This is a genomic window from Streptomyces sp. M-16, assembly GCF_052114405.1.
Classification (GTDB): Bacteria; Actinomycetota; Actinomycetes; order Streptomycetales; family Streptomycetaceae; genus Streptomyces.
The window spans coordinates 63,720-83,137 of the sequence record NZ_JBFRER010000008.1 but is presented as its reverse complement, the minus strand read 5'-3'; the positions used below and the strand labels follow the sequence as shown (position 1 = coordinate 83,137).

At 74.6% G+C, this 19,418-nt stretch carries 21 protein-coding genes; 7 read left to right on the top strand and 14 right to left on the bottom strand.

The window, feature by feature from the left end; translation table 11 throughout:
• Positions 1-25 precede the first annotated feature (25 nt).
• Complete coding sequence (locus AB4039_RS06585; RefSeq protein ID WP_266847278.1) at positions 26-1,165, top strand: hypothetical protein; 1,140 nt, start codon at positions 26-28, stop codon at positions 1,163-1,165.
• 50 nt (positions 1,166-1,215) lie between these two features.
• Complete coding sequence (locus AB4039_RS06580) at positions 1,216-2,115, top strand: SDR family oxidoreductase (protein ID WP_266847276.1); 900 nt, start codon at positions 1,216-1,218, stop codon at positions 2,113-2,115.
• A gap of 69 nt (positions 2,116-2,184) precedes the next feature.
• On the opposite strand, the gene AB4039_RS06575 is transcribed toward AB4039_RS06580, so the two are convergent.
• Together AB4039_RS06575 and AB4039_RS06570 are read right to left on the bottom strand one after the other, a co-directional pair.
• Positions 2,185-3,021 carry an enoyl-CoA hydratase/isomerase family protein gene (locus AB4039_RS06575; protein WP_266847275.1) on the bottom strand — a complete coding sequence of 279 codons (837 nt, stop codon included), beginning with the start codon at positions 3,019-3,021 and terminating at the stop codon, positions 2,185-2,187.
• Positions 3,022-3,074: 53 nt separating this feature from the next.
• Positions 3,075-3,839 carry a PIG-L deacetylase family protein gene (locus AB4039_RS06570; RefSeq protein WP_442270240.1) on the bottom strand — a complete coding sequence of 255 codons (765 nt, stop codon included), beginning with the start codon at positions 3,837-3,839 and terminating at the stop codon, positions 3,075-3,077.
• A gap of 180 nt (positions 3,840-4,019) precedes the next feature.
• Here AB4039_RS06570 and AB4039_RS06565 point away from each other — a divergent pair, with 180 nt between their 5' ends.
• Together AB4039_RS06565 and AB4039_RS06560 are read left to right on the top strand one after the other, a co-directional pair.
• A complete protein-coding gene (locus tag AB4039_RS06565) occupies positions 4,020-4,661 on the top strand; it encodes a DUF6232 family protein (protein WP_266847272.1) in 642 nt (213 codons plus the stop codon).
• On the top strand, positions 4,658-4,981 hold the full coding sequence (locus AB4039_RS06560) for a hypothetical protein (protein WP_266847270.1): 324 nt from the start codon (positions 4,658-4,660) through the stop codon (positions 4,979-4,981). The genes AB4039_RS06565 and AB4039_RS06560 overlap by 4 nt, the downstream gene beginning before the upstream one ends.
• A gap of 115 nt (positions 4,982-5,096) precedes the next feature.
• Here the strand turns inward: AB4039_RS06560 and AB4039_RS06555 are convergent, their stop codons facing one another.
• Together AB4039_RS06555 and AB4039_RS06550 are read right to left on the bottom strand one after the other, a co-directional pair.
• Positions 5,097-6,182, bottom strand: coding sequence for an S-(hydroxymethyl)mycothiol dehydrogenase (locus AB4039_RS06555; RefSeq protein WP_266847269.1), 1,086 nt, complete (start codon positions 6,180-6,182; stop codon positions 5,097-5,099).
• A 73-nt stretch (positions 6,183-6,255) separates the two neighbouring features.
• Positions 6,256-7,242, bottom strand: a complete 987-nt coding sequence (locus AB4039_RS06550) for a LysR substrate-binding domain-containing protein (protein ID WP_442270239.1) — start codon at positions 7,240-7,242, stop codon at positions 6,256-6,258.
• Positions 7,243-7,312: 70 nt separating this feature from the next.
• Here AB4039_RS06550 and AB4039_RS06545 point away from each other — a divergent pair, with 70 nt between their 5' ends.
• The 3 genes from AB4039_RS06545 to AB4039_RS06535 all read left to right on the top strand — a co-directional run bounded on the left by AB4039_RS06545 (position 7,313) and on the right by AB4039_RS06535 (position 10,058).
• Positions 7,313-8,233: a dihydrodipicolinate synthase family protein gene (locus AB4039_RS06545; RefSeq protein WP_442270238.1), complete on the top strand. Its 921-nt coding sequence runs from the start codon at positions 7,313-7,315 to the stop codon at positions 8,231-8,233.
• Between the two features lie 34 nt (positions 8,234-8,267).
• Positions 8,268-8,903 (top strand): hypothetical protein, encoded by a 636-nt coding sequence (locus tag AB4039_RS06540; RefSeq protein WP_266847263.1) that lies wholly within the window; start codon positions 8,268-8,270, stop codon positions 8,901-8,903.
• A 387-nt stretch (positions 8,904-9,290) separates the two neighbouring features.
• A complete protein-coding gene (locus AB4039_RS06535; protein WP_266847261.1) occupies positions 9,291-10,058 on the top strand; it encodes a LysM peptidoglycan-binding domain-containing protein in 768 nt (255 codons plus the stop codon).
• Between the two features lie 84 nt (positions 10,059-10,142).
• On the opposite strand, the gene AB4039_RS06530 is transcribed toward AB4039_RS06535, so the two are convergent.
• From AB4039_RS06530 to AB4039_RS06485, 10 genes are all read right to left on the bottom strand, one after another.
• Positions 10,143-10,748, bottom strand: coding sequence for a response regulator transcription factor (locus tag AB4039_RS06530; RefSeq protein ID WP_266847259.1), 606 nt, complete (start codon positions 10,746-10,748; stop codon positions 10,143-10,145).
• Positions 10,745-11,998 carry a sensor histidine kinase gene (locus AB4039_RS06525; protein ID WP_442270237.1) on the bottom strand — a complete coding sequence of 418 codons (1,254 nt, stop codon included), beginning with the start codon at positions 11,996-11,998 and terminating at the stop codon, positions 10,745-10,747. Before AB4039_RS06525 ends, AB4039_RS06530 begins: the two co-directional genes overlap by 4 nt.
• Before the next feature lie 3 nt (positions 11,999-12,001).
• Complete coding sequence (locus AB4039_RS06520; RefSeq protein WP_442270236.1) at positions 12,002-12,721, bottom strand: ABC transporter permease; 720 nt, start codon at positions 12,719-12,721, stop codon at positions 12,002-12,004.
• On the bottom strand, positions 12,718-13,710 hold the full coding sequence (locus tag AB4039_RS06515) for an ABC transporter ATP-binding protein (protein WP_442270235.1): 993 nt from the start codon (positions 13,708-13,710) through the stop codon (positions 12,718-12,720). Before AB4039_RS06515 ends, AB4039_RS06520 begins: the two co-directional genes overlap by 4 nt.
• 86 nt (positions 13,711-13,796) lie before the next feature.
• The gene (locus AB4039_RS06510) at positions 13,797-14,708 is read right to left on the bottom strand and encodes a squalene/phytoene synthase family protein (protein ID WP_266847258.1); all 912 of its coding nucleotides are present in this window, start codon (positions 14,706-14,708) and stop codon (positions 13,797-13,799) included.
• A 74-nt stretch (positions 14,709-14,782) separates the two neighbouring features.
• A complete protein-coding gene (locus AB4039_RS06505) occupies positions 14,783-16,474 on the bottom strand; it encodes a serine/threonine-protein kinase (protein WP_442270234.1) in 1,692 nt (563 codons plus the stop codon).
• A 27-nt stretch (positions 16,475-16,501) separates the two neighbouring features.
• A complete protein-coding gene (locus AB4039_RS06500) occupies positions 16,502-18,121 on the bottom strand; it encodes a peptide-N4-asparagine amidase (RefSeq protein WP_442270233.1) in 1,620 nt (539 codons plus the stop codon).
• Positions 18,122-18,222: 101 nt separating this feature from the next.
• Complete coding sequence (gene rraA, locus AB4039_RS06495) at positions 18,223-18,717, bottom strand: ribonuclease E activity regulator RraA (protein ID WP_442270232.1); 495 nt, start codon at positions 18,715-18,717, stop codon at positions 18,223-18,225.
• Between the two features lie 71 nt (positions 18,718-18,788).
• Complete coding sequence (locus AB4039_RS06490; RefSeq protein WP_266847256.1) at positions 18,789-19,055, bottom strand: GlsB/YeaQ/YmgE family stress response membrane protein; 267 nt, start codon at positions 19,053-19,055, stop codon at positions 18,789-18,791.
• Between the two features lie 68 nt (positions 19,056-19,123).
• Positions 19,124-19,414, bottom strand: a complete 291-nt coding sequence (locus tag AB4039_RS06485) for a hypothetical protein (protein WP_266847254.1) — start codon at positions 19,412-19,414, stop codon at positions 19,124-19,126.
• Positions 19,415-19,418 lie beyond the last annotated feature (4 nt).

Below are 19,418 nucleotides of genomic sequence, written 5' to 3'. Positions count from 1 at the left end.
CACCGCACACCACAGGGGGAATCCGATGAACAGCACACCCATGAGACGGGGCGCCTCCGCGGCCGCCGCCGCGATCGTCCTCGCCGGCATCGTCACCGCCGCGGGCCCGGCCTCGGCCGCCGCCACCTGCACGCCCAGGATCCAGGTACTGGGCTCCATCGGGTCGTCCCTGCACAACCCGGGCAACCGGCAGGCCGAGGGGGTCAACGACCTCGGCAGGGGCAACCTGTCCGTCGGTGTCTCCGGCGGCCTGCCCGTCTACTGGGCCGGGACCACCCTCCACAAGGTCCCGCTGCCCGCGGCGGGCCTCGGCGGCGAGCTGCTCGCCGTGAACAAGGACGGCCTGATGGTCGGCCGGATCTTCGGCAACGGCGGCGGCGGTTACGTGTTCACCTACCGGGCGGGCGACGCGGCGATCACGCCGCTGCCCGGCAGCGACGACCCGTACGGCGAGGCCGACGTCAACGACGCCGGGTACGTCGTCTCGCGCAACCGGGCGGGCGTGGGCCTCGTCTGGAAGGACGGCCAGAAGGTCCGCGAGCTCGCGCCGCCGGCGAACGCCGAGCCGCACGCCCGCGTCGACCTGGTCACGGGCATCAACAACAGGGGCGACATCCTCGGCACGGCCAAGGTGGACTACACCGACGACGGCGACCAGCAGCACTGGGAGGTCACCCCGGTGCTCTGGCCCGCCGACGGCGGCCCGGCCGTCTCCCTCGCCCCCAGCGGCGGCGGCCTGTACCAGGAGAGCTACGTCCAGGGCATCGACGAGAGCGGCCGCGTCGTCGGCTACGACTGGTACGGCCCGGGGTACGCGTACAAGCCGTGGACCTGGACGCCCCCGTACACCGCGCCCGGCACCTCCCCCGGCGTGCTGAACCCGTTCCCGTACGGCACCTTCGAGGCGATCAGCCCCACGACGAACGTCAGCGTCGGCACCGCCAAGTTCCACCCCGACGAGCCGACCCAGGCCGACCAGGCACAGCTCTGGCCGGGCTCGGGCCCGCTGCTGGCCCTGCCGCGGCTCTCCGCGGACAAGGCGAGCATGGCCGAGTCGGTCTCCGACGACGGCCGGGTCGGCGGGGCCGCCGTGAACGCGAAGGGCAAGCTGAAGCCGGTGATCTGGACCTGCGCCACCAAGCAGGCGTACCTGCCGAAGCCGTAGGCCCGTCACGGGCATGGCGATCTGAGCGCCCGCGCGCTATCGATGCCCCCATGACGGACAACGCTCGGCGCGGCCTGCCCGCGCCACCGCCCCTCGGTGCCGCCGCCCTGCCCCCCGGAACCTTCGCGGGGCAGGTGGTCCTCGTGACCGGCGGCGGCACCGGTCTGGGCAAGGCCATCGCCGCCGAGTTCGCGCGGCTCGGCGCCGGCCTGGTGATCGCCGGCCGCCGCGCGGAGCGGCTCGAAGCGGCGCGCGCGGAACTGGCGGCCGTCCCCGGCGCGGGCCGGGTGGCGGCCGCCGTCTGCGACATCCGCGACCCCGAACGGGTCGCGGAGGTCTTCGACGCGGCCGAGGCGGCGCTCGGACCGCCGGACGTCCTGGTCAACAACGCGGCCGCCAACTTCCCCTGCCCGGCGGAGGACCTGTCCCCCAACGCCTGGCGGGCCGTGGTGGACACCACCTTGACCGGAACCTGGTTCACGACCCGGGAGTTCGCCCGCCGCCACCTCGCGGCCGGCACCCCGGGCTCCATCGTGAACATCGGCGCGTCCTACGCCTGGACGGGCGGCCCGGGGTTCGCGCACAGCGCCGCCGCGAAGGCCGGGGTGAAGAACCTGGTGGAGACACTGGCCGTGGAATGGGGCCCGTACGGGATCCAGATCAACGGCCTCGTGCCGGGGCTGGTCCCGCACCCCGATATGAGCGCCGACATCCGGGGCGGCCTGGAGCGCGCCGCGCCCGGCGACAGGGACGGCCGGCAGCCCGCGCTGCGCGTGGGCGCGCCCCGCGAACTGGGCTGGGCCGCCACCTTCCTCGCCTCGCCCTACGCCCGCTTCGTCACCGGCCACACCCTGGTCGTCGACGGGGCCAACTGGCAGCGGCGGGCGCTGGTGCAGCCCGGGGTGGTCCCGGTGCGCGAGCAGCTGGGGCGCGCACCGTTCAGCCCCTGACCGGGCCCGACCCGGGCCGATGACGGCGGCCGGTGCCGGCGTGGGAGAGCATCTCCGTCCGGCCGGTGCTCATGCTCCCCTGAAGCGCGGGGGCCTGCGGGCGGCCCCGGCCCCGTACCCCTCCCGGCAGTCCTCGGAGGTGAGGGTGAGCGCGGCGGTCATGGCGACCCGGTCGAGGGCGGCGGGCAGGGCGGCGTCGGCGTAGGCGTCGATCCCCCGCTTGATGCCCTGGACGGCGAGCGGGGCGTTGGCCGCGATCTCGGCGGCCAGCGCGCGGGAGGTCTCCTCCAGCGCGTCGGGCGGGACCACCAGCTGGACCAGGTGGAGGCGTTCGGCCGTCGCCGCGTCGATCCGGCGGCCGGTCAGGGCGAGGAACTTCGCCCAGCCCGCGCCCGCCTCCCGGGCGATCCTCAGGTCGCCCCCGGCGTCCACCGCCACGCCGAGGCCGGCCTCGGGCAGGGCGAAGACGGCGTCGTCCGCGGCGATCCGGATGTCCGCCATGAGGGCCAGCTCGAAGCCGAAGCCGAGGCAGTATCCCCGCACGGCGGCGATGACCGGCTGCGGGAGGCGGGCGAGGACCGCGAAGCGCTCGTGGACCCAGCGGATGCCCTCGTAGTAGTTGCGGGTCCGTTCGGCGGGAGAGTCCCCGGTGATCGCCCCTCCGGGCGCGGTGACGTCGATGCCGGCGCAGAAGGCCCGGCCCTCCGCGCGCAGCAGGACCGCGCGCACGGACGGGTCGAAGCGGATCCGGTCGGCGAGCAGGCCCAGCTGGCGGGTGGACTCCCAGCTCCAGCCGTTGAGCCGGTCCGGGCGGCAGAGGGTGAGGAGGGCGATGCCGTCCTCCACCTCCAGCCGGACCCGCCGCTCCGCGCCCTCGCCGGTCTCCGTCGAGACGGTGTCGATCACCGTGGCCCGCACCCCCGCCCTATCTGATGGAACGTCAGGTTAGGGCAGGCGCGTCAGCGGGGGAAGACCTCGAACGCCACCGCCGGACGGCCGCCGAAGCGGGCCGCGACCCCTTCGGCGTTGCCGGTCAGGAAGGTCCGCACGTACGCCTCCGGGTCCTGGTCGGTCAGCACCTCGATGTACGCCTTGTGCTCCATCAGGGACCTGACGGAGCGCTCCAGTCCGGGGGTGGCGTCGGCCGCGTGGGTCGGCGTCGCGGTACCGGCCACGGCGACCCACCGCACGCCGTCCCAGGGTTCCAGTCCCTGCTCGGAGATCAGCTCCGGGAAGATCCAGCGGTTTCCCGCGTCGGCGGCGGCGTCCAGGGTGGCCCGGCCGACGGCCCGGTGGTCGGGGGTGTTCCAGTAGCCACCGCCGCCGGGGCCGCCCCAGGTGTCCCGGTGATTGAGGGTGATCACCAGCTCGGGGCGGTGYCGCCGGATGGCCGCCGCGATGTCCCGGCGCAGGCCGAGGCCGTACTCGACGACCCCGTCGCGGTGGCCGAGGAACTCCACCGTGGAAACCCCGACGACGGCCGCGCTCGCGCGCTGCTCGGCCTCGCGCAGCGGGGCGCACTCGTCCGGGGCGATGGTGTCGATGCCCGCCTCCCCGCGCGTGGCCAGGACGTAGACGACCTCGCGGCCGCCGTCCGTCCAGTCGGCGATGGCCGCGGCGCAGCCGTACTCCAGGTCGTCGGGGTGGGCGACCACCGCGAGGGCGYGGTGCCAGTCGGTGGGCATCGGCTGCAAGGGCGCCTGCTGATCGGCTCGTTCGGTCATGCTCCGCACCCTAGGCCGTCCCGGGCACGTCGTGGCGCCGCCCGGGCGGGCCACGGGGCCGGAAATCGCCTTGCGGCAGGGGCATGACAGATCCTTAATGGGGCTCCGCTCCGACCCGGTTCCGTCTCAGGGGGATGCATGGAAACGAACGGGCCACCGCGACCAGGGCAGTCACCACCGTTGTCGCCACCACCGTCGGCGCAGCTGCGGCCCGGCACACCGGCGGCGCCGCAGGGCCCGCCGGGGCAGCCGCCGGCCGGCCACGCCGGGCTGCCCTCCTCGCTCGATCTCACCGTCACCAAGCGGCTGTTGTGGGTGGGCGGGGCGGTGTACCCGCTGCAGAACGTGGCCCGCGTCTACACCTTCGTCCTCAAGCCCCGGCGCAAAGAATCCGTCGTCACCTTCGCCCGGCGGACGGCGCTCACCCTCCTCGCGGCGCTCGGCTTCACCGTGTTCGGCGCCATCGCCGGCGTCCTGGCCCGCAGCCCCGACACGACCTTCGACGGCACCATCCGGTTCGTCTGGACCGCCTCCGGGATCGGCCTCCTGTACTACTTCGCGGACATGATGGCCGTGCTGACGGCGGCCTCCCACTTCGTCCTGGCCGTCGAGTCCAACGGGCAGTCGACCGCTCTCGTCACCGGCCGCACCGACCACCTCAACGGGCTCGTGCACCAGATCGCGTACGCGATCGAGAACCCGGACACGGAACTGCGCGTGCAGGTGCAGCGCCTGACCATCAGCAATCCCAGCCACTACTACTTCGGCGACACCGTGAACATGTACGGCGGCCAGGGCAACTCGGGGGTGACCCACGGATGAGCGGCGACACCGTGAACATGTACGGCGGGCAGGGCAACCAGGGCATCGTCCACCAGCACGCGGCGCCCGCGGCCCCGTCCCTGGAGCAGGCCCTGCGCGAACTCCTCGCGCTGCTGGCGGAGCTGCGCCCGCAGGTGCCCGCCGAGTCCGCGCGGATCATCGACTCCGCACTCCCGGCCATCACGGCCGACGCCGCCGCACCCCCCGCGGAACGGCACCGGGCGCTGATGGCGGTGGCCGGCATCGCCGCCACCGTCGGGACGATCGGACAGCCCGTGCTCGAAGCCGTCCGCGCGCTCCTGGCGCTGCTCGGCGCCTGACGGGGAGCCCCTCGGCGGGCGACCGGCCCGCAGGTCCGCCTGCGGGCCGGTCACCCGTCGGATGGTCCGGTCGAGCCGGGTCAGGTCAGGTCAGGTCAGGTCAGGTCAGGTCAGGTCAGAACTGCACCACCGAGCGCAGCACCTCGCCGCGCTCCATGCGGGCGAAGGCGTCCTCGACCCCGTCGAGCGGGATGGTCTCGGAGACGAAGGCGTCGAGGTCGAGCCGGCCCTGGAGGTAGAGGTCGATCAGGAGCGGGAAGTCCCGCTCGGGCAGGCAGTCCCCGTACCAGGAGGACTTCAGCGCGCCGCCGCGCCCGAAGACGTCCAGGAGCGGTAGTTCGAGCTTCATCTCCGGCGTCGGTACGCCGACCAGCACCACCGTGCCCGCCAGGTCGCGGGCGTAGAAGGCCTGCCGGTAGGTCTCGGGGCGGCCGACCGCCTCGATGACGACGTCCGCGCCGTTGCCGCCGGTCAGCTCCTGGACGGCCTTGACCACGTCCTCCGTGCGCCCGTTGACGGTGTGGGTGGCTCCGAGGCCGCGCGCCCACTCCAGCTTCCGGTCGTCCAGGTCCACGGCGATGATCTTCGAGGCGCCCGCCAGCCGGGCACCGGCCACCGCCGCGTTGCCCACTCCCCCGCACCCGATGACGGCGACCGAGTCGCCGCGCCCGACGTTGCCGGTGTTCAGGGCGGCGCCGAGGCCGGCCATCACCCCGCAGCCGAGGAGCCCGGCGGCGGCCGGGGAGGCGGCCGGGTCCACCTTGGTGCACTGCCCGGCGGCGACCAGTGTCTTCTCGGCGAAGGCCCCGATGCCCAGAGCCGGGGAGAGCGGGGTGCCGTCCTCCAGGGTCATGGGCTGGGTGGCGTTGTGCGTGGCGAAGCAGTACCAGGGACGGCCGCGCCGGCAGGCCCGGCAGGTGCCGCACACCGCACGCCAGTTGAGGACGACGAAGTCCCCGGGGGCGACCGAGGTGACGTCCGGGCCGACGGACTCCACGATGCCGGCCGCCTCGTGACCGAGGAGGAAGGGGAACTCGTCGTTGATCCCGCCCTCCCGGTAGTGCAGGTCGGTGTGACAGACCCCGCAGGCCTGGATCTTGACCAGGGCTTCGCCCGGCCCCGGGTCGGGCACGAGGATCGTGGTCGTCTCCACCGGTGCGCCCTTGCTCCGCGCGATGACACCTCGTACGCGATGCGTCACGTCATACCCCGTTCTGTTCGGATCGGTCTGGATCATCGAACGTACACGGGCGCCGACCGGTACGGGAGTTGTGTCACGCTTCCGCGCGCGCTGCGGCCAGATCCGGCGGTACGGCGGCCCGCAGGGCGGCCGTGAAGGCGGCCACGGCGGGGTGGGCCCCGGCCCCGCTGCGGAAGGCGATCTTGGTGCGGCGTTCCATGCGCAGGCGGACGAGGGTCACCGCGGGGCCGGCCGGCCCGGTGACGCCGAGCTGCGGCACCACCGCGACCCCCTGGCCCACGGCGACCAGCGCGAGGACGGTGGCGAACTCGTCCACCCGGTGGCGCACCCGGGGGGTGAACCCGGCGGCCCGGCAGGCCCGGACGGTCATGGCGTGGCAGAGGGTACCGGGGGTGGCGGTGATCCAGGGATCGTCCCGGTGCGCGCGCAGGACGGCGTCCTGCCCGGGGCCTCCGGCAGGCGGGGCGCCGGGGTCCATGGGGGCGGGGGCCGTGGGGGCGGGGACGACCGGGGTGGTGGCAGTGGTCGGCGCCGGGGTCGCCAGGTACATCGCCTCCCCGTACAGCGGCCGCGTGGCCAGCCCCGGCTCGGGCGGCTCGGGGACCAGGTCGTACTCGTGCACCAGCGCCACGTCCAGGTCCCCGGCCCGCAGCGCGTGCGCGACCGCCGCCGGATCGGTCTCGGACACCATCGGCTCCAGCCCCGGATGGCGGCGGGCCAGGTGCACCAGGGCGGCCGGGACGATGGCCCGCGTGGCGGTCGGGAACGCCCCGATCCGCAGGGCGCCGGCCAGACCTCCGCGGGCCTCGGCCAGATCGGCGTCGGCCCGTTCCAGCCGCTCCAGGACGGCGTCGGCGTGCCGGACCAGGTTCTGGGCGGCCGGGGTGAGCCGGACCGTGCGGCCGGTGCGTTCCAGCAGCGGCAGCCCGGCCTCCCGTTCCAGGACGGAGAGCTGCTGGGAGACGGCGGAGGGGCTGAAGGACAGCGCCTCCGCCACGGCGGCGATGGTGCCGCGGCGGGCGAGTTCCCGCAGGAGCCGCAGGCGGCGTACGTCGAGCATCGGCCCAGCTTACGGTTCGGGTAAGGAATGCGAGCTGGATTCGATGCTCGGGGCGGGCCAAGCTCGTCCCATGCGACTGGACACACACGAGACGACAGCGGACACCACGGCGCTCGACGGGATCCACGTCCCGCTCATCACCCCCTTCGACCGGGCGGGGAACGTCGCCGCGCAGGCCCTGGAGGCCCTCGCCCACGCGGCGCTCGACGCGGGTGCGGCCGGGATCGTGGCCCTCGGCACCACCGCGGAGACGGCCACGCTGGAGGAGGCCGAGCGCGATCTGGTCACCGAGGTCTGCGCCCGGGTCTGCCGGGAGCGGGGCGGCCTGCTCACGGTGGGGGCCGGGGCGAGCGGGACGCGGGCGAGCGAGGCCCCTCTGGCCCGGCTGGCGCGGTGGCCGGGGGTGGGGGCGGCGCTGGTGACGGTGCCGTCGTTCCTGCGGCCCTCGGCGGCCGGGGTGTTGGCGCACTTCGCGCGGCTGGCGGAGGTGAGCCCCGTACCGCTGGTCGTCTACCACATCCCCTACCGGACGGGGCAGCCGCTGGACGCGGCCGCGCTGCGGGCGCTCGGGGCCCTGCCGGAAGTGGCCGGGCTGAAGTACGCGGGGGGCAGCATCGACCAGGACACGGTGGCGCTGCTGGGCGACCTCCCGGACGGGTTCGCCGTCCTCGCCGGGGACGACGCGTACCTGTCACCGATGCTGGCGCTCGGGGCGGCCGGCGGGATCCTGGCGTCGGCCCATCTGGCGACGGAGCGCTTCGTGGAGCTCGCGGCGGCGTGGCGGGCCGGTGACGTGCCGCGCGCACGGGCCCTGGGTCACGCGCTGGCCCGGCTCTCGGCGGCGGCCTTCGCGGAACCCAACCCGTCGGTGGTCAAGGGCGTACTGCACGCGCAGGGCCGGATCCCGACCCCGGACGTACGCCTCCCGCTGCTGCCGGCATCCACGGAGGCGGTCGCGGCCACCCTGAAGGAGTTGGCCGAAATCCACTAGGCGCAGTGCGGTCGAGCCCCTGTTCACTGGGGCCATGGGGAACGGGGAGGACGGTGCGACGGGCGCGGGGCCGGGCGCCCTCGCCCGGTCGCGCCTGCTCGTGGCGCACGAGGGACGCCGGCTGAGGAGCCTCGTCCTGTGGGCGGCCCGGCGCAGGGACGGCGTCGGGGCGGGGGACACCGCCGTCGGGTACGCGCGGGCCCAGGCGCCGACCTCGTACGGGCTGGTCTTCGTGTTCGCGCTGGAGACGGCCGGAGTGTCGTTCCTTCTCGCCCCGTATCCGGTCGCCCACCTGGTGATGCTGGTCCTCGACCTCTATACGGTGCTCCTGGCGCTGGGGCTGCACGCGGCGGCGGTCACCCGGCCTCACGTGGTCGGGTCCGCCGGGGTGCGGCTGCGCCACCGCACCTCCCTCGACCTGTGGATACCGGCGGAGCTGATCGACTCCGCCCGCGAGGAACTCCGCTTCCCCGACGCGAACCGGCCCGAGGAGGGGGTCCTGGACGCGGCCGTGGCCGGTCAGACCTCGGTCACCCTGGAGCTGGTCCGGCCGGTCACGGTGGTCGGGGCGTGGGGCCGGCGGACCCGGGTGCGTACGGTGCGCTGCCACGCAGACGAGCCGCGGGCCGCCGTGGCGGCGATCCGGAAGCTGCTGCCCGCCGCCCCCTGAGACGCAGGGGCGCCGGAAAGAGTCCGTGATGGGCGATTCGCCACCATCGCGCCGGTCGCCCGAATCGGCAGCATCGGTCGGCTAATTGACCGTATTGCGCGAAGCGGTATTCCGGCCCGTCAAACCGTGATGTCAGTCACGCGCACGCGTTCAACATCAATTCCGGCGCCGCGCCGATTTCCTTTTCCCAGAAAGGAAATCGCCCTTTTCGGGATCTTCATTCAAGGTCATTCACCGGGCCACCGACGGGAAGTCGATCTCCTGGGGGAATTCGCGCCTTGTTCGGGTCCCCCGCGCTCGCCTACGGTCACCCTCACTCCCGGCGGCCGCACACCGAATCCGGTCGGCGCCAGGGCTCTCCCGTACCCCCACGTGAGGAACAGCGCCATGTCCGCAAAGGGTAAGCACCGTCGGCCGAAGCAGTACCGGATCGCCCGTAGGCTGGCCTTCGCCGGCACGGGAGGCGCGGCACTCGCCCTCCCGCTGATCAGCGCCACCACCGCCGGCGCGGCGGTCACCCAGCCGGCCGCGGCACCCGCGGCGAGCACCCTCGCGCGGCCCGCCGTACAGCCGGCGGCGCAGCCCGCCGCCGAAAAGGCGGCGCTCTCCCTCACCTATTCCGTGGTGGGCGGGGACACCCTTTCGAAGATCGCGGCCGAGCATTCCGTGAGCGGCGGGTGGCAGACGCTCTACGCCGACAACCGCAGCGCCATCGGCGCCGACCCCTCGGTCATCCGCCCCGGCCTCAAGCTGCGCCTCGGCGCCGCGGCGAAGGCCGCCGCCGCCAGGGCCACCGCGGTCACGGCGGCCGCGGTGAAGCCCGCGGCCACGTACGCCAACAACCTCGACGGCTGGATCCGGGAGTCCCTGGACATCATGGCCCGGCACGGAATTCCCGGCAGCTACAACGGAATCCACCGCAATGTGATGCGGGAGTCCTCGGGCAATCCCCTGGCCATCAACAACTGGGACTCCAACGCCGCGGCGGGCATTCCCTCGAAGGGCCTCCTCCAGGTCATCGACCCGACCTTCCGCGCCTACCACGTTCCCGGCACGCCGATGGATTCGTACGACCCGGTCGCCAACATCACGGCCGCCTGCAACTACGCGGCCGCCCGCTACGGTTCGATCGACAACGTCAACGGCGCGTACTGACGTCCTTCACGTACGCCGCGCCCAGCCCGGCGGCTGCCCGGTGTCGGGCCTTCCGCGCCGGTCTCGCACCCCCCTCCCGTACGGTCAGAGCCACCCCTGGCGGCGGGCCGCCCGTACGGCCTCCATGCGGTTGCGGGTGCCCGTCTTGCCGATGGCCGCGGAGAGGTAGTTCCGTACCGTCGATTCGGACAGGTGGACCCGGCCCGCGACATCGGCGACGGTGGCCCCGTCGGCGGCGGCGTTGAGGACGTCGATCTCACGCGGGGTCAGCGGGTTGGGGCCGGCGCCCAGGGCGGCGGCCGCCAGGGACGGGTCGATCACCTTCTCCCCGGCGAGCACCCGGCGCACGGCGACGGCCAGTTCCTCCACCGGGCCGTCCTTCACCAGGAACCCGGCGGCCCCCGCCTCCATCGCGCGGCGCAGGTACCCCGGCCGGCCGAAGGTGGTCAGGATCAGCACCCGGCAGCCGGGCAGCCGGGTGCGCAGCTCGGCAGCGGCGTCGAGACCGCTGCGGCCGGGCAGTTCGATGTCGAGCAGGGCGACATCGGGCCGGGCTTCGAGCGCGGCCGCCAGGATCTCGTCCCCGGCGGCGACCTGGGCCACCACCTCGATGTCCTCTTCCAGCCCGAGCAGCAGCGCCAGCGCGCCCCGCATCATGCCCTGGTCCTCGGCGAGCAGGACCCTGATCATCGAACCTCCCCGTCCTCTTCCCCACCGGTCGCCTCCAGCGGCAGTTCGGCGGTGACCCGGAACCCGCGGCCCGGGGCCGGTCCGCTGCCGAGGGTGCCTCCCGCCAGGGCGAGCCGTTCGCCCAGGCCGGTCAGTCCGCTGCCCGGCGGGGTCGAGCCTACGCCGTTCCCGTCGTCGGTGATCACCAGTACGGCCCGCTCCGCGCTGCTGTGCAGCTCTATCTCGCAGGTGGCCGCTCCGCTGTGGCGGATGGCGTTGGTGGCGGCCTCGCGGACCACCCAGCCGAGCAGGGCCGCGGTCTGCGGCGGCAGCGGGGGCCCGGACTGGCGCACGACGGGCTCGATGCCGGCGGCGGTCAGCGCGCCCCTGGCCCGGTCGAGTTCGGCGGCCAGGCTCGCCTCGCGGTAGCCGGTGACCGCCTCCCGGATCTCGGTGAGCGCCTGCCGGCCCACCGATTCGATGTCGCGGACCTGGTCGAGGGCCGCTTCCATGTCCCGGGGTGCGATCCGGCGAGCGGCCTCGGACTTCACGACGATCACCGAGAGGGTGTGGCCGAGCAGGTCGTGCAGGTCGCGGGAGAAGCGCAGCCGCTCCTGGTCGACGGCGGCCCGGGCCAGCTCCTGCCGGGTGTCACGGAGCTGCTTGACCGTCTCGGACAGGGCGAGGATGGTGGCGGTGACCATGCCGGACAGGAAGGTCCCGTAGACGATGCCGAGGGTGTCCCACCCCTCCTTCTGCCCCGCGATCAGCCCGGCCAGGGCGGTGACCACGAACATGGCGGGGGCGAGCTCGCGGCCCCGGACCACGGCGCCGGTGGCCAGAGCGCACAGCGGGAAGAACAGCAGCCAGTTGCCCCCGTAGGCGAGGGCGAGGGCGCAGGTGACCGCGCCCAGGGCCACGAGGCACCAGCGGGTGCCGGCCGCCGCGCGCGCCTTCGGGTCGAAGGCCCGGAAGACCAGCGTGATGTAGAGGGAGTTGAAGACCAGCAGGCCGAGGCCGCCGATCCACGGGTTGGGGGTCTCCCCCTTGATGACGTTGGAGATGGCGCCCATGCCCAGCAGCAGCCACGGCAGCAGCGCGAAGGCGTTGGGCGGGCCCATCGGGCCGCGGCCGTAGTCGGGGGACTCGCCGCACGCCTTGCGCTTCTTCTCCGCCGCCCGCCATGCGGCCTTGCTGACCTCCCACGCGGCCTTCCGCTCCGCCGCGCGCTCCCGTCGGCTCCGCATCGTCATTCCGGTTACCTGCTCCATGTGTCACACCTTCCTGGCGGACCGACGGTACGAGAGCACCGCGTACGAGGCGAACAGCAGGGCCCACACCGCGACCACCGCGGCGGCGGCCGGGCCGGGGGCGGCGCCGGCGGCGAGGGACTGGCCGAGTTCCGCGAAGCGGCGGGTGGGGGTCAGCTCGGAGAGGGAGCGCAGCCACCGCGGGAACGCCTCGACCGGGAACCAGAGACCGCCGAGGATCGAGAGCGCGAGGCTGCAGCCGACGTTGACCAAGCCGGTGCTCTGGGCGGTGAGCCGGTAGCCGTTGCCGATCCCGAGCAGGGTGAAGGGGAGCGCGCCGAGCCACAGGACGAGGGCGACGGCGGCCCACTGCCAGGCGTCCATCCGGACGCCGTTGACGAAGGCGCCCGCGGCGAGCACCGCGGCGATGGCGGGCAGGACGATCACCGAGCCGGTCAGCGCCCGGCCGGTCACCACCTGGCGCGGGGTCATCGGGGTGACCCGCAGCTGCCGCAGCCAGCCGCTGCCCTTGTCCTCGGCGACCCCGGTCCCGGTGGACAGGGCCGCGCCGAGGGCCCCGTAGGCGGCCATGGCCACCATCGAGGCGGTCTTCCACTCGGGGTCGACGCCGCCGAGGTTGGTGAAGAGGAGGTACATCAGGACCGGCATGCCGATGCCGAAGACGACGAAGGAGACGTCGCGCAGGGTGCGCCGCACTTCGAGGCGGACGTAGGCAGTGATCATCGGGCGTTCCCCCCGGAAGCGCCGGCGGCGGTGGCGGCGGTGGCGCCGGTGAGGGCGAGGAAGACGTCGTCGAGCGAGGGCGCGGTGACCTCGATGCCCCGGACCGCGCCGAGGGCGGCGAGGGCGGTCACGGTGGCGTCCGGGTCCTGCGTACGGAGCCGGGCGCGGTCGCCCCGCACCTCGACGGCTTCCACCCCGGGGAGGGCGGCGAGGTGGCCCGACGGACGGCCCGCCAGGTCGACGCAGACCAGCGAACCGCGGGCGGCGGTGCGGCGCAGCTGCTCCCCGGTGCCGTCGGCGACGATCCCGCCCCCGTCGAGCACCAGGATCCGGTCGGCGTGGGCGTCGGCCTCCTCCAGGTAGTGGGTGGAGAACAGGACGGTGTTGCCGCGCCGGGCGTAGGCCCGCATGGAGCCCCAGAAGGCCCGCCGGGATTCCACATCGAGGGCGGCGGTCGGCTCGTCGAGCACGATCAGCTCCGGGTTCCCGGCGAGGGCGACGGCGAAGCGGACGCGCTGGGCCTGCCCTCCCGAGAGCCGGTCGACGCGGCGCCCGGCGAGGTCGGTGAGGCCGGCGAGGCCGAGCGCCTCGGGGACGGGCAGGGGCGCCGGGTAGGTCCGGGCGACGAAGGCGACGAGCTCCCGTACGGTGATCCGCGGTACGGCGCGCCCCTCCTGGAGCATCGCACCCACCCGCCCGGCCCGCACCGCCTCGGAGGGGGTCCGGCCGAAGAGCCGGACGCTGCCCGCGTCGGGCTCTTCGAGGCCGAGCAGCAGGCCGATGGTGGTGGACTTGCCGGCGCCGTTGCGGCCGAGGAGGGCGACGGTCTCGCCGCGCCGCACGTCCAGGTCGAGCCCGGTGACGGCGCGGACGGCGCCGAAGGACTTGGCGGCGTGCCGGAACCGGATCGCGGGCACGTCCGCGTCGGGCTCCCGGACCTRCCGGTGTGCGATGCGGGCGGGGTGCGCCGCGCTCGGGGTCTTCGTCATGTCCCCAACGCTACGAACGGGGCCCCCGACCCGGCAGATGCGCTTGTACGGACCCGGGCAGTACGAATGTCACGGGTCCGCCGGGGTCACCGGGCGGCGCGGACGCGGACGCGGGCCCGCAGGAGGGTGCGCAGCGGGGCGACGAGGCCGTATCCGGTGTCGCGGCGCAGAACGGCGGTGCCGGCCCTTTCCACCGCGGTCAGTTGGTGGTCCATCAGTTCCGTCATGGCGGCGATCACCGGGCGCAGCCCCGGTTCGGTGAGGTCCAGGATGCCGTCGGTGGCGGCCAGGGCGAGGCGGGCGAGGCGGGTCTCGGCGTCGAGGAGGGCGCGGACGGCCGGGGTTTCGCGGGCCCCCTCCAGGTCGGCGCGCGTCACGCCGTGCTCGTCGAGGCGGGCGCGCGGGATGCACAGGCGGCCCTCGGCCAGGTCCCCGGACAGGTCCGCGAGGAAGTCGACGCGCTGGGCGGCGTCGACGAACCGGCGCCAGCCGGCGGCCTGTTCGGGGTCGGGGCCTCCCTCGTACTGGAGGCCGGTGAAGACGAGGACCCCGGGCCAGGCGTAGGCGTCGAGGTAGGCCTGGAAGTCCTCCTCGGCGGCGAAGCCGTCGAAGGCCGCCTCGGCGGTGGCCGCGCCGTCGAGGAAGCGGGTCACCCAGGACCCCGGCAGGCCCCGGGTGCGCACGGCGTGGGCGTAGGCGCGCAGCAGGGGGTCGGGGCTGTCTCCGGTGGCGAGGGCCGCCTCGACGTGTCCGGCCAACGCGGTGGTGGCGGAGGCCCGTTCGGCCGGGGTGCCGGTCTCGGCCACGTCGTCGACCCGGTTCATGAAGGCCAGTCCGGCGGTGAGCCAGGGGACCAGGGGCGGGGCGGCGAGCAGGCGCAGGGTGACGTAGGGGGCCGGTTCCCGGCGCAGGACCCGGCGGGCGGTGTGCGTGTAGTCGTCGCGCAGGCGGGGGGTCGTGATCCCCGCCCGGGTGAGGGTGGTGCGCCAGCTGGGCATGGTGGCCGTGCTCCTCGGAACGTTGCGGTGCTGCCGGACGTGTCGGACCCCCGCGTGCGCACGGGTCCGCGGTGTCAGGATCGGACGACCTTCTTGACCTGGCCGTCGGTCCCGGCGAGTACGTAGCCGCCGCGGCCGTACTCGTCGCTGAGGTAGGTCCGCATGCAGGGGACCTGGTCCATCATCCAGGGGTCGACGACGACGTACCGGGATGACGGCTTCTGGACGCCGAGTTCGCGTGCGGAGCGCTCCAGGAGGGCGGGCAGCGCGTCCCAGCCGACGGCGGCCATGTCGATCAGGGGGTCGCCCTGCCCGACCGTGCCGGCGGGGCCGGTGTGCCGGACGGAACCGCCGCGGTACTCCCAGTAGTCCAGGGTCTCCGCGCCGGCGGCGGTGGGGACCGAGGCGATGACGTACTCGTCGTAGACGCTCATCTTGGCGAAGGTGGTGGTGCCGGTCTGCTGCTTGAGCGCGGCGAGGGCGGTGCGGATGCGGTCCGGGGTGAGCAGGCTGCCCTTGGGGGCGGTGGCGGCCTGGCTCGCGGGGGCGCTCGTGCGGGGGCCCAGCGGAGGGGCGGCGGGCGCGGATCCGGAGGGGGCGGAGCCCGCGGGGGTGGCGGTCGCCGGGAGGCTCGCGCCGCCGCCGGGTTTGGCACCGGCGCCGGTACCGGTGTCGCCGTCGGGGAGCCACTGCACCGCGCCGAAGATCCCGGTGGCCAGGGCGGCCGCCAGCAGGACGGCGGGGAGGGCGCGCGGACGGCGGCGGCCGGCCTCGCGCGCCACGGGGACGGTGGCGGCGGGTGCCGGGCCGGGGGCGTAGGGCGCGGAGGGCGGGTAAGCCCCGGGCGGGACGGACGCGGTGGCCGGGGCCGGGGCGGGGGCGGGCCCGGCCGCGCGGGAGCCCGCGGTCCCTGCCGCGAGAGCGGTGCTCGCGTCCCTGAGCAGTGCTTCCAGCGCCGCCCCGTCGGGGCGCGCCGCCGGGTCCCGGACGAGGAGGCGTTCCAGTACGGGGCCCAGCGGGCCGGAGCGCACCGGCGCCGGGATCGGGTCCTCCAGTACGGCGACCACGGTGGCCAGGCTGGTGGACCGGCGCAGCGGGTGCGTCCCCTCGGCGGCCACGTAGAGCAGCATCCCGAGCGACCAGAGGTCGGAGGCGGCCAGCCCCTCCTCGCCCCGTGCCCGCTCGGGCGCGATGTACTCGGGCGAGCCGATCAGCACCCCGGTGGAGGTGAGCGCGGTCGCCCCGTGCAGGGCGGCGATGCCGAAGTCGGTCAGCACCGCGCCGCCGTCGGGCCGCAGCAGGACGTTGGCCGGTTTCACGTCCCGGTGCAGGACGCCCTCGGCGTGCGCGGCCCGCAGCGCGGACAGCACGTCGAGACCGAGCCGCAGCACCTCCCCGAGCGGCATCGGTCCGGCGGCCAGCCGGTCGGACAGGGAGCCGCCCTTGACGAGCTCCATCACGATCCACGGGTGGCCGTCCGACCCGGCCGCGGGCTCCACGATGTGGTGGATCGTCACCACGTTCGGGTGCGTGAGGCGGGCGAGCGCGCGGGCTTCGCGGACGGCCCGCTCGCGGAGCTGGACGGCGAGTTGGGGCTGGGCGGCGGCGGTGGCCGGGTCCGGCGGGCGCACCTCCTTGAGGGCGACCTCGCGGTGCAGGGCGATGTCGCGGGCGCGCCACACCGTCCCCATGCCTCCGGCGCCCAGGGGGCCGATCAGTTCGAAGCGGCCGTCGACCAGCCGTCTGCCGGCGTCACTCGTGTCCATGGGGCGTCATCGTAGGCGCCGGCGGTGTCAGCAGCGGCGGCGGTCCACCGTCACGGTGCCCTGCGCGGTGCCCACCGTACGGTCGTAACAGCCGTCCCCCACGGCGGACCCGTACAGCCGGTAGCGGGCGGTGGTGGTGCCGACGGCGTGACGCTGCTCGCGCGGGACGTTCGCGGTGTACGAGGCGTCGCCGGTGTACCGGTCGTCGAGCCGGGTGCGGTCGACCTCGCGGCCGGCGCGCAGGGTCACCGTGTCGGCCCGGTCGCCGAGGGACAGCACGGTGCGCAGCCGGTCCGCGGGGCCGAGGGTGGTCTCGCCGTCCATGGTGTACGCGCGCTGCGTGCGGGTGGTGGTGGCGCCCCGGGTGACGCTCTCCTCGTCGCTCCAGGAGGCGGTGAGGGCGTCACGGTCCTCCCCCTCGGTCCAGCGGTGGGCGGAGGTGGCGCGGACGGCCCGGGCGACGGTGGTGGTGACCCGGCCGTGGGAGGTGTCGAGGTGTCCGGTGACGGTGAGGCGGTGTCCGCCCTCGGTGTCCAGGCGGTGTTCGGCGCCGGGGGCGGGGGCGGGGGTCCAGTGCGTGCCGCCCTCCGGGGCGCCCTCCTCGTGCCGGGTCAGGGCGCCGGTGACGACCGGGCGGCCGTGGTCCTGCCACAGGAGCAGGTTGGCGGGGGTGCTCCAGCCGCTCTGGCCGGCCGGCACGCCGGCGACGGAGACCTCGATCCGGTGCGGGCGGCCGTCGTTGAGGAGGGCGGCGTAGGGGGTGAGGTCGTAGCGCAGGGGCTGGACGTCGAAGGCGCGGGGGCCGGGGGTGACGTACCAGAGGAAGGGGTTGGACCAGCCGCCGGTCCAGACGGTCGGGAAGGGGGCGGCGAGGCCGGCGAGCTGTCCGTCGACGGAGATCCGCACCTCGCGGTAGGGGCCGTCGGCGGCCTTGCAGGAGTAGGGGGCGGCGTCGGGGACGGTCAGGTACCAGTACTCCTCGCAGCCGCCTCCGGAGCCGGTGGCGTAGACCTCGGCGAGGAGCCGTTCGGTGTTGCGCGGGGTGGTGACGGCGGGCGTGGTGAGCGGGAGGACCAGGTCGGGGGTGTCGGCGGGCGGGGTGCGGCCCTCCGCGGCGTAGAAGGTCAGGGTGACCTTGACGTCGATGACCCCGGTGTAGGTGTCGTTGACGACGTTGCCGATCAGCATCTCGACGGGCTGGGGGCGGCTGAGGGTGTCGCGGTACGCGGTGACGTCCTTCTCCACGGACCATGCGATGCCGTCGGGCGACGGTTCGGGGGTGGAGGTGCGCAGGATCTCCACGCCGCCGAGGGTGAGGTTGCCCAGGCGGTCGTACTGGCGGCCCTTGACCTTGCCGTCGAGGCGCAGCACGACCTTGGCCCAGGCGGAGCGGCCGCAGGCGGCGGGCGGGGCGTAGTTCCCCTCGTAGGGGGTGAAGTCCCGGAACTGTGCTTCGGCGAGGGTCACCTCGCAGGAGCGGGTCGGGGGCCGTTCCACGGGTGGGGCGGCGGTGAGCGGGTCGTGCCAGTCGGTGCCGAACTCGGCGGGCGGGGTGGCGCCCGCCGCCGCGGCGGGTCCGGCCAGGACCCCGGCGGCGAGGGTCAGCGCGCCGAGCAGGCCCATGATCCTGATCCTGTGTCGTCTCATGGGCCCGCAGTGAAACCGGTCGCGGACCGCCGCCGCCAGGTCCCGGTGTGCGCGGGTGGCGGAAAACGTACGGCGCCGCTGCCCGGCGTCGGCGCCCCGGGTCAGTGCCCGGCGGGCAGCACGACGATGCCGTCGTCGTCGACGTGGACCGTGTCCCCGGCCCGGAAGGTGACGCCGCCGATGGTGACCGGTTCGTCGACGGTGCCCGCACCCGTCTTGCCGCTCTTGCGGGGGCAGGTGCCCAGCGCCTGCACGCCGAGGTCGAGCCCGCCGAGGGCGACGCTGTCGCGGACGGCGCCGTTGACGATCAGCCCGGCCCACCCGGATGCCGCCGCCGCCCCCGCGAGGAGGTCGCCGACCAGGGCGGTGCGCAGCGAGCCGCCGCCGTCGACGACGAGGACGGCGCCGTCGCCGGGGGTGTTGACCAGTTGGCGCAGCAGCGCGTTGTCCTCGTGGCAGCGCAGGGTGCGCACGGGGCCGGCGAAGAGCCGGCGGCCGCCGATCCGGCGGAAGGGGGTGGCACAGATGCCGAGGTCCTCGCCGTACTCGTCGTAGAGGTCGGCGGTGGGGACGGGGGTGACCGGGATGGGGCTCATGGTGCGGGGCTCCTCGCAGCTGTCGTACGTCGCGCCGTGCGGGCCCAGCGTAGGCACCGCGGTACGCCGGGTCAGTCGCGGGAGTTGCCGAAGAGGATGCGGTAGACGATGAGCAGCACGAGGGAGCCGGCGATGGCGGATCCCCAGGTGGCGAGGTCGAAGAAGTGGTTCGGGATCGGGCGGTCCAGGAACTTCACGGAGAGCCAGCCGCCGATGAAGGATCCGGCGACGCCGATGAGGGTCGTGCCTATGAGGCCGCCGGGGTCGCGGCCGGGCAGCAGGATCTTGGCGATGCCTCCGGCCAGCAGGCCGAGGATGATCCAGCCGATGATGCCCATGGTCGTTCACTCCGCTCGTTGGTGTGGGTCTCTCCCGTGGGAGGACGCCACCGCGGGCGGAACGGTTCTCAGGTCCGGCGGGCCCGCAGCAGCGCGGTGGCCAGGGCCGCGGTCGTCACGGCGCCGACGACCGCGATGCCGCCGCGGGAGCGGTGGGCGAACAGGGAGAGGCTGGAGCGGGCGGAGAAGGCGGAGCCCACGCTCAGCCAGGAGGCCGCCGAGCCCAGCGAGAGCGTGGACCCGAGGGAGGCGACGGAGAGCACGCTGCCGACGGAGCCGATGGAGAGCACCGAGCCCACCGAGCCGATGGAGAGGACGGAGTTCCTGGACCACAGGGAGAGGTACGACCGGTCAGCCATGCGG

What these genes read in the sequence shown, in the direction of transcription:
- AB4039_RS06585 (WP_266847278.1), top strand. Translation starts at nt 26, where the DNA reads ATGAACAGCACACCCATGAGACGGGGCGCCTCCGCGGCCGCCGCCGCG.
- AB4039_RS06580 (WP_266847276.1), top strand. Translation starts at nt 1,216, where the DNA reads ATGACGGACAACGCTCGGCGCGGCCTGCCCGCGCCACCGCCCCTCGGT.
- AB4039_RS06560 (WP_266847270.1), top strand. Translation starts at nt 4,658, where the DNA reads ATGAGCGGCGACACCGTGAACATGTACGGCGGGCAGGGCAACCAGGGC.
- AB4039_RS06550 (WP_442270239.1), bottom strand. Translation starts at nt 7,242, where the DNA reads ATGCTCGACGTACGCCGCCTGCGGCTCCTGCGGGAACTCGCCCGCCGC.
- AB4039_RS06545 (WP_442270238.1), top strand. Translation starts at nt 7,313, where the DNA reads ATGCGACTGGACACACACGAGACGACAGCGGACACCACGGCGCTCGAC.
- AB4039_RS06540 (WP_266847263.1), top strand. Translation starts at nt 8,268, where the DNA reads ATGGGGAACGGGGAGGACGGTGCGACGGGCGCGGGGCCGGGCGCCCTC.
- AB4039_RS06535 (WP_266847261.1), top strand. Translation starts at nt 9,291, where the DNA reads ATGTCCGCAAAGGGTAAGCACCGTCGGCCGAAGCAGTACCGGATCGCC.
- AB4039_RS06530 (WP_266847259.1), bottom strand. Translation starts at nt 10,748, where the DNA reads ATGATCAGGGTCCTGCTCGCCGAGGACCAGGGCATGATGCGGGGCGCG.
- AB4039_RS06525 (WP_442270237.1), bottom strand. Translation starts at nt 11,998, where the DNA reads ATGGAGCAGGTAACCGGAATGACGATGCGGAGCCGACGGGAGCGCGCG.
- AB4039_RS06520 (WP_442270236.1), bottom strand. Translation starts at nt 12,721, where the DNA reads ATGATCACTGCCTACGTCCGCCTCGAAGTGCGGCGCACCCTGCGCGAC.
- AB4039_RS06510 (WP_266847258.1), bottom strand. Translation starts at nt 14,708, where the DNA reads ATGCCCAGCTGGCGCACCACCCTCACCCGGGCGGGGATCACGACCCCC.
- AB4039_RS06505 (WP_442270234.1), bottom strand. Translation starts at nt 16,474, where the DNA reads ATGGACACGAGTGACGCCGGCAGACGGCTGGTCGACGGCCGCTTCGAA.
- AB4039_RS06500 (WP_442270233.1), bottom strand. Translation starts at nt 18,121, where the DNA reads ATGAGACGACACAGGATCAGGATCATGGGCCTGCTCGGCGCGCTGACC.
- rraA (WP_442270232.1), bottom strand. Translation starts at nt 18,717, where the DNA reads ATGAGCCCCATCCCGGTCACCCCCGTCCCCACCGCCGACCTCTACGAC.
- AB4039_RS06490 (WP_266847256.1), bottom strand. Translation starts at nt 19,055, where the DNA reads ATGGGCATCATCGGCTGGATCATCCTCGGCCTGCTGGCCGGAGGCATC.
- AB4039_RS06485 (WP_266847254.1), bottom strand. Translation starts at nt 19,414, where the DNA reads ATGGCTGACCGGTCGTACCTCTCCCTGTGGTCCAGGAACTCCGTCCTC.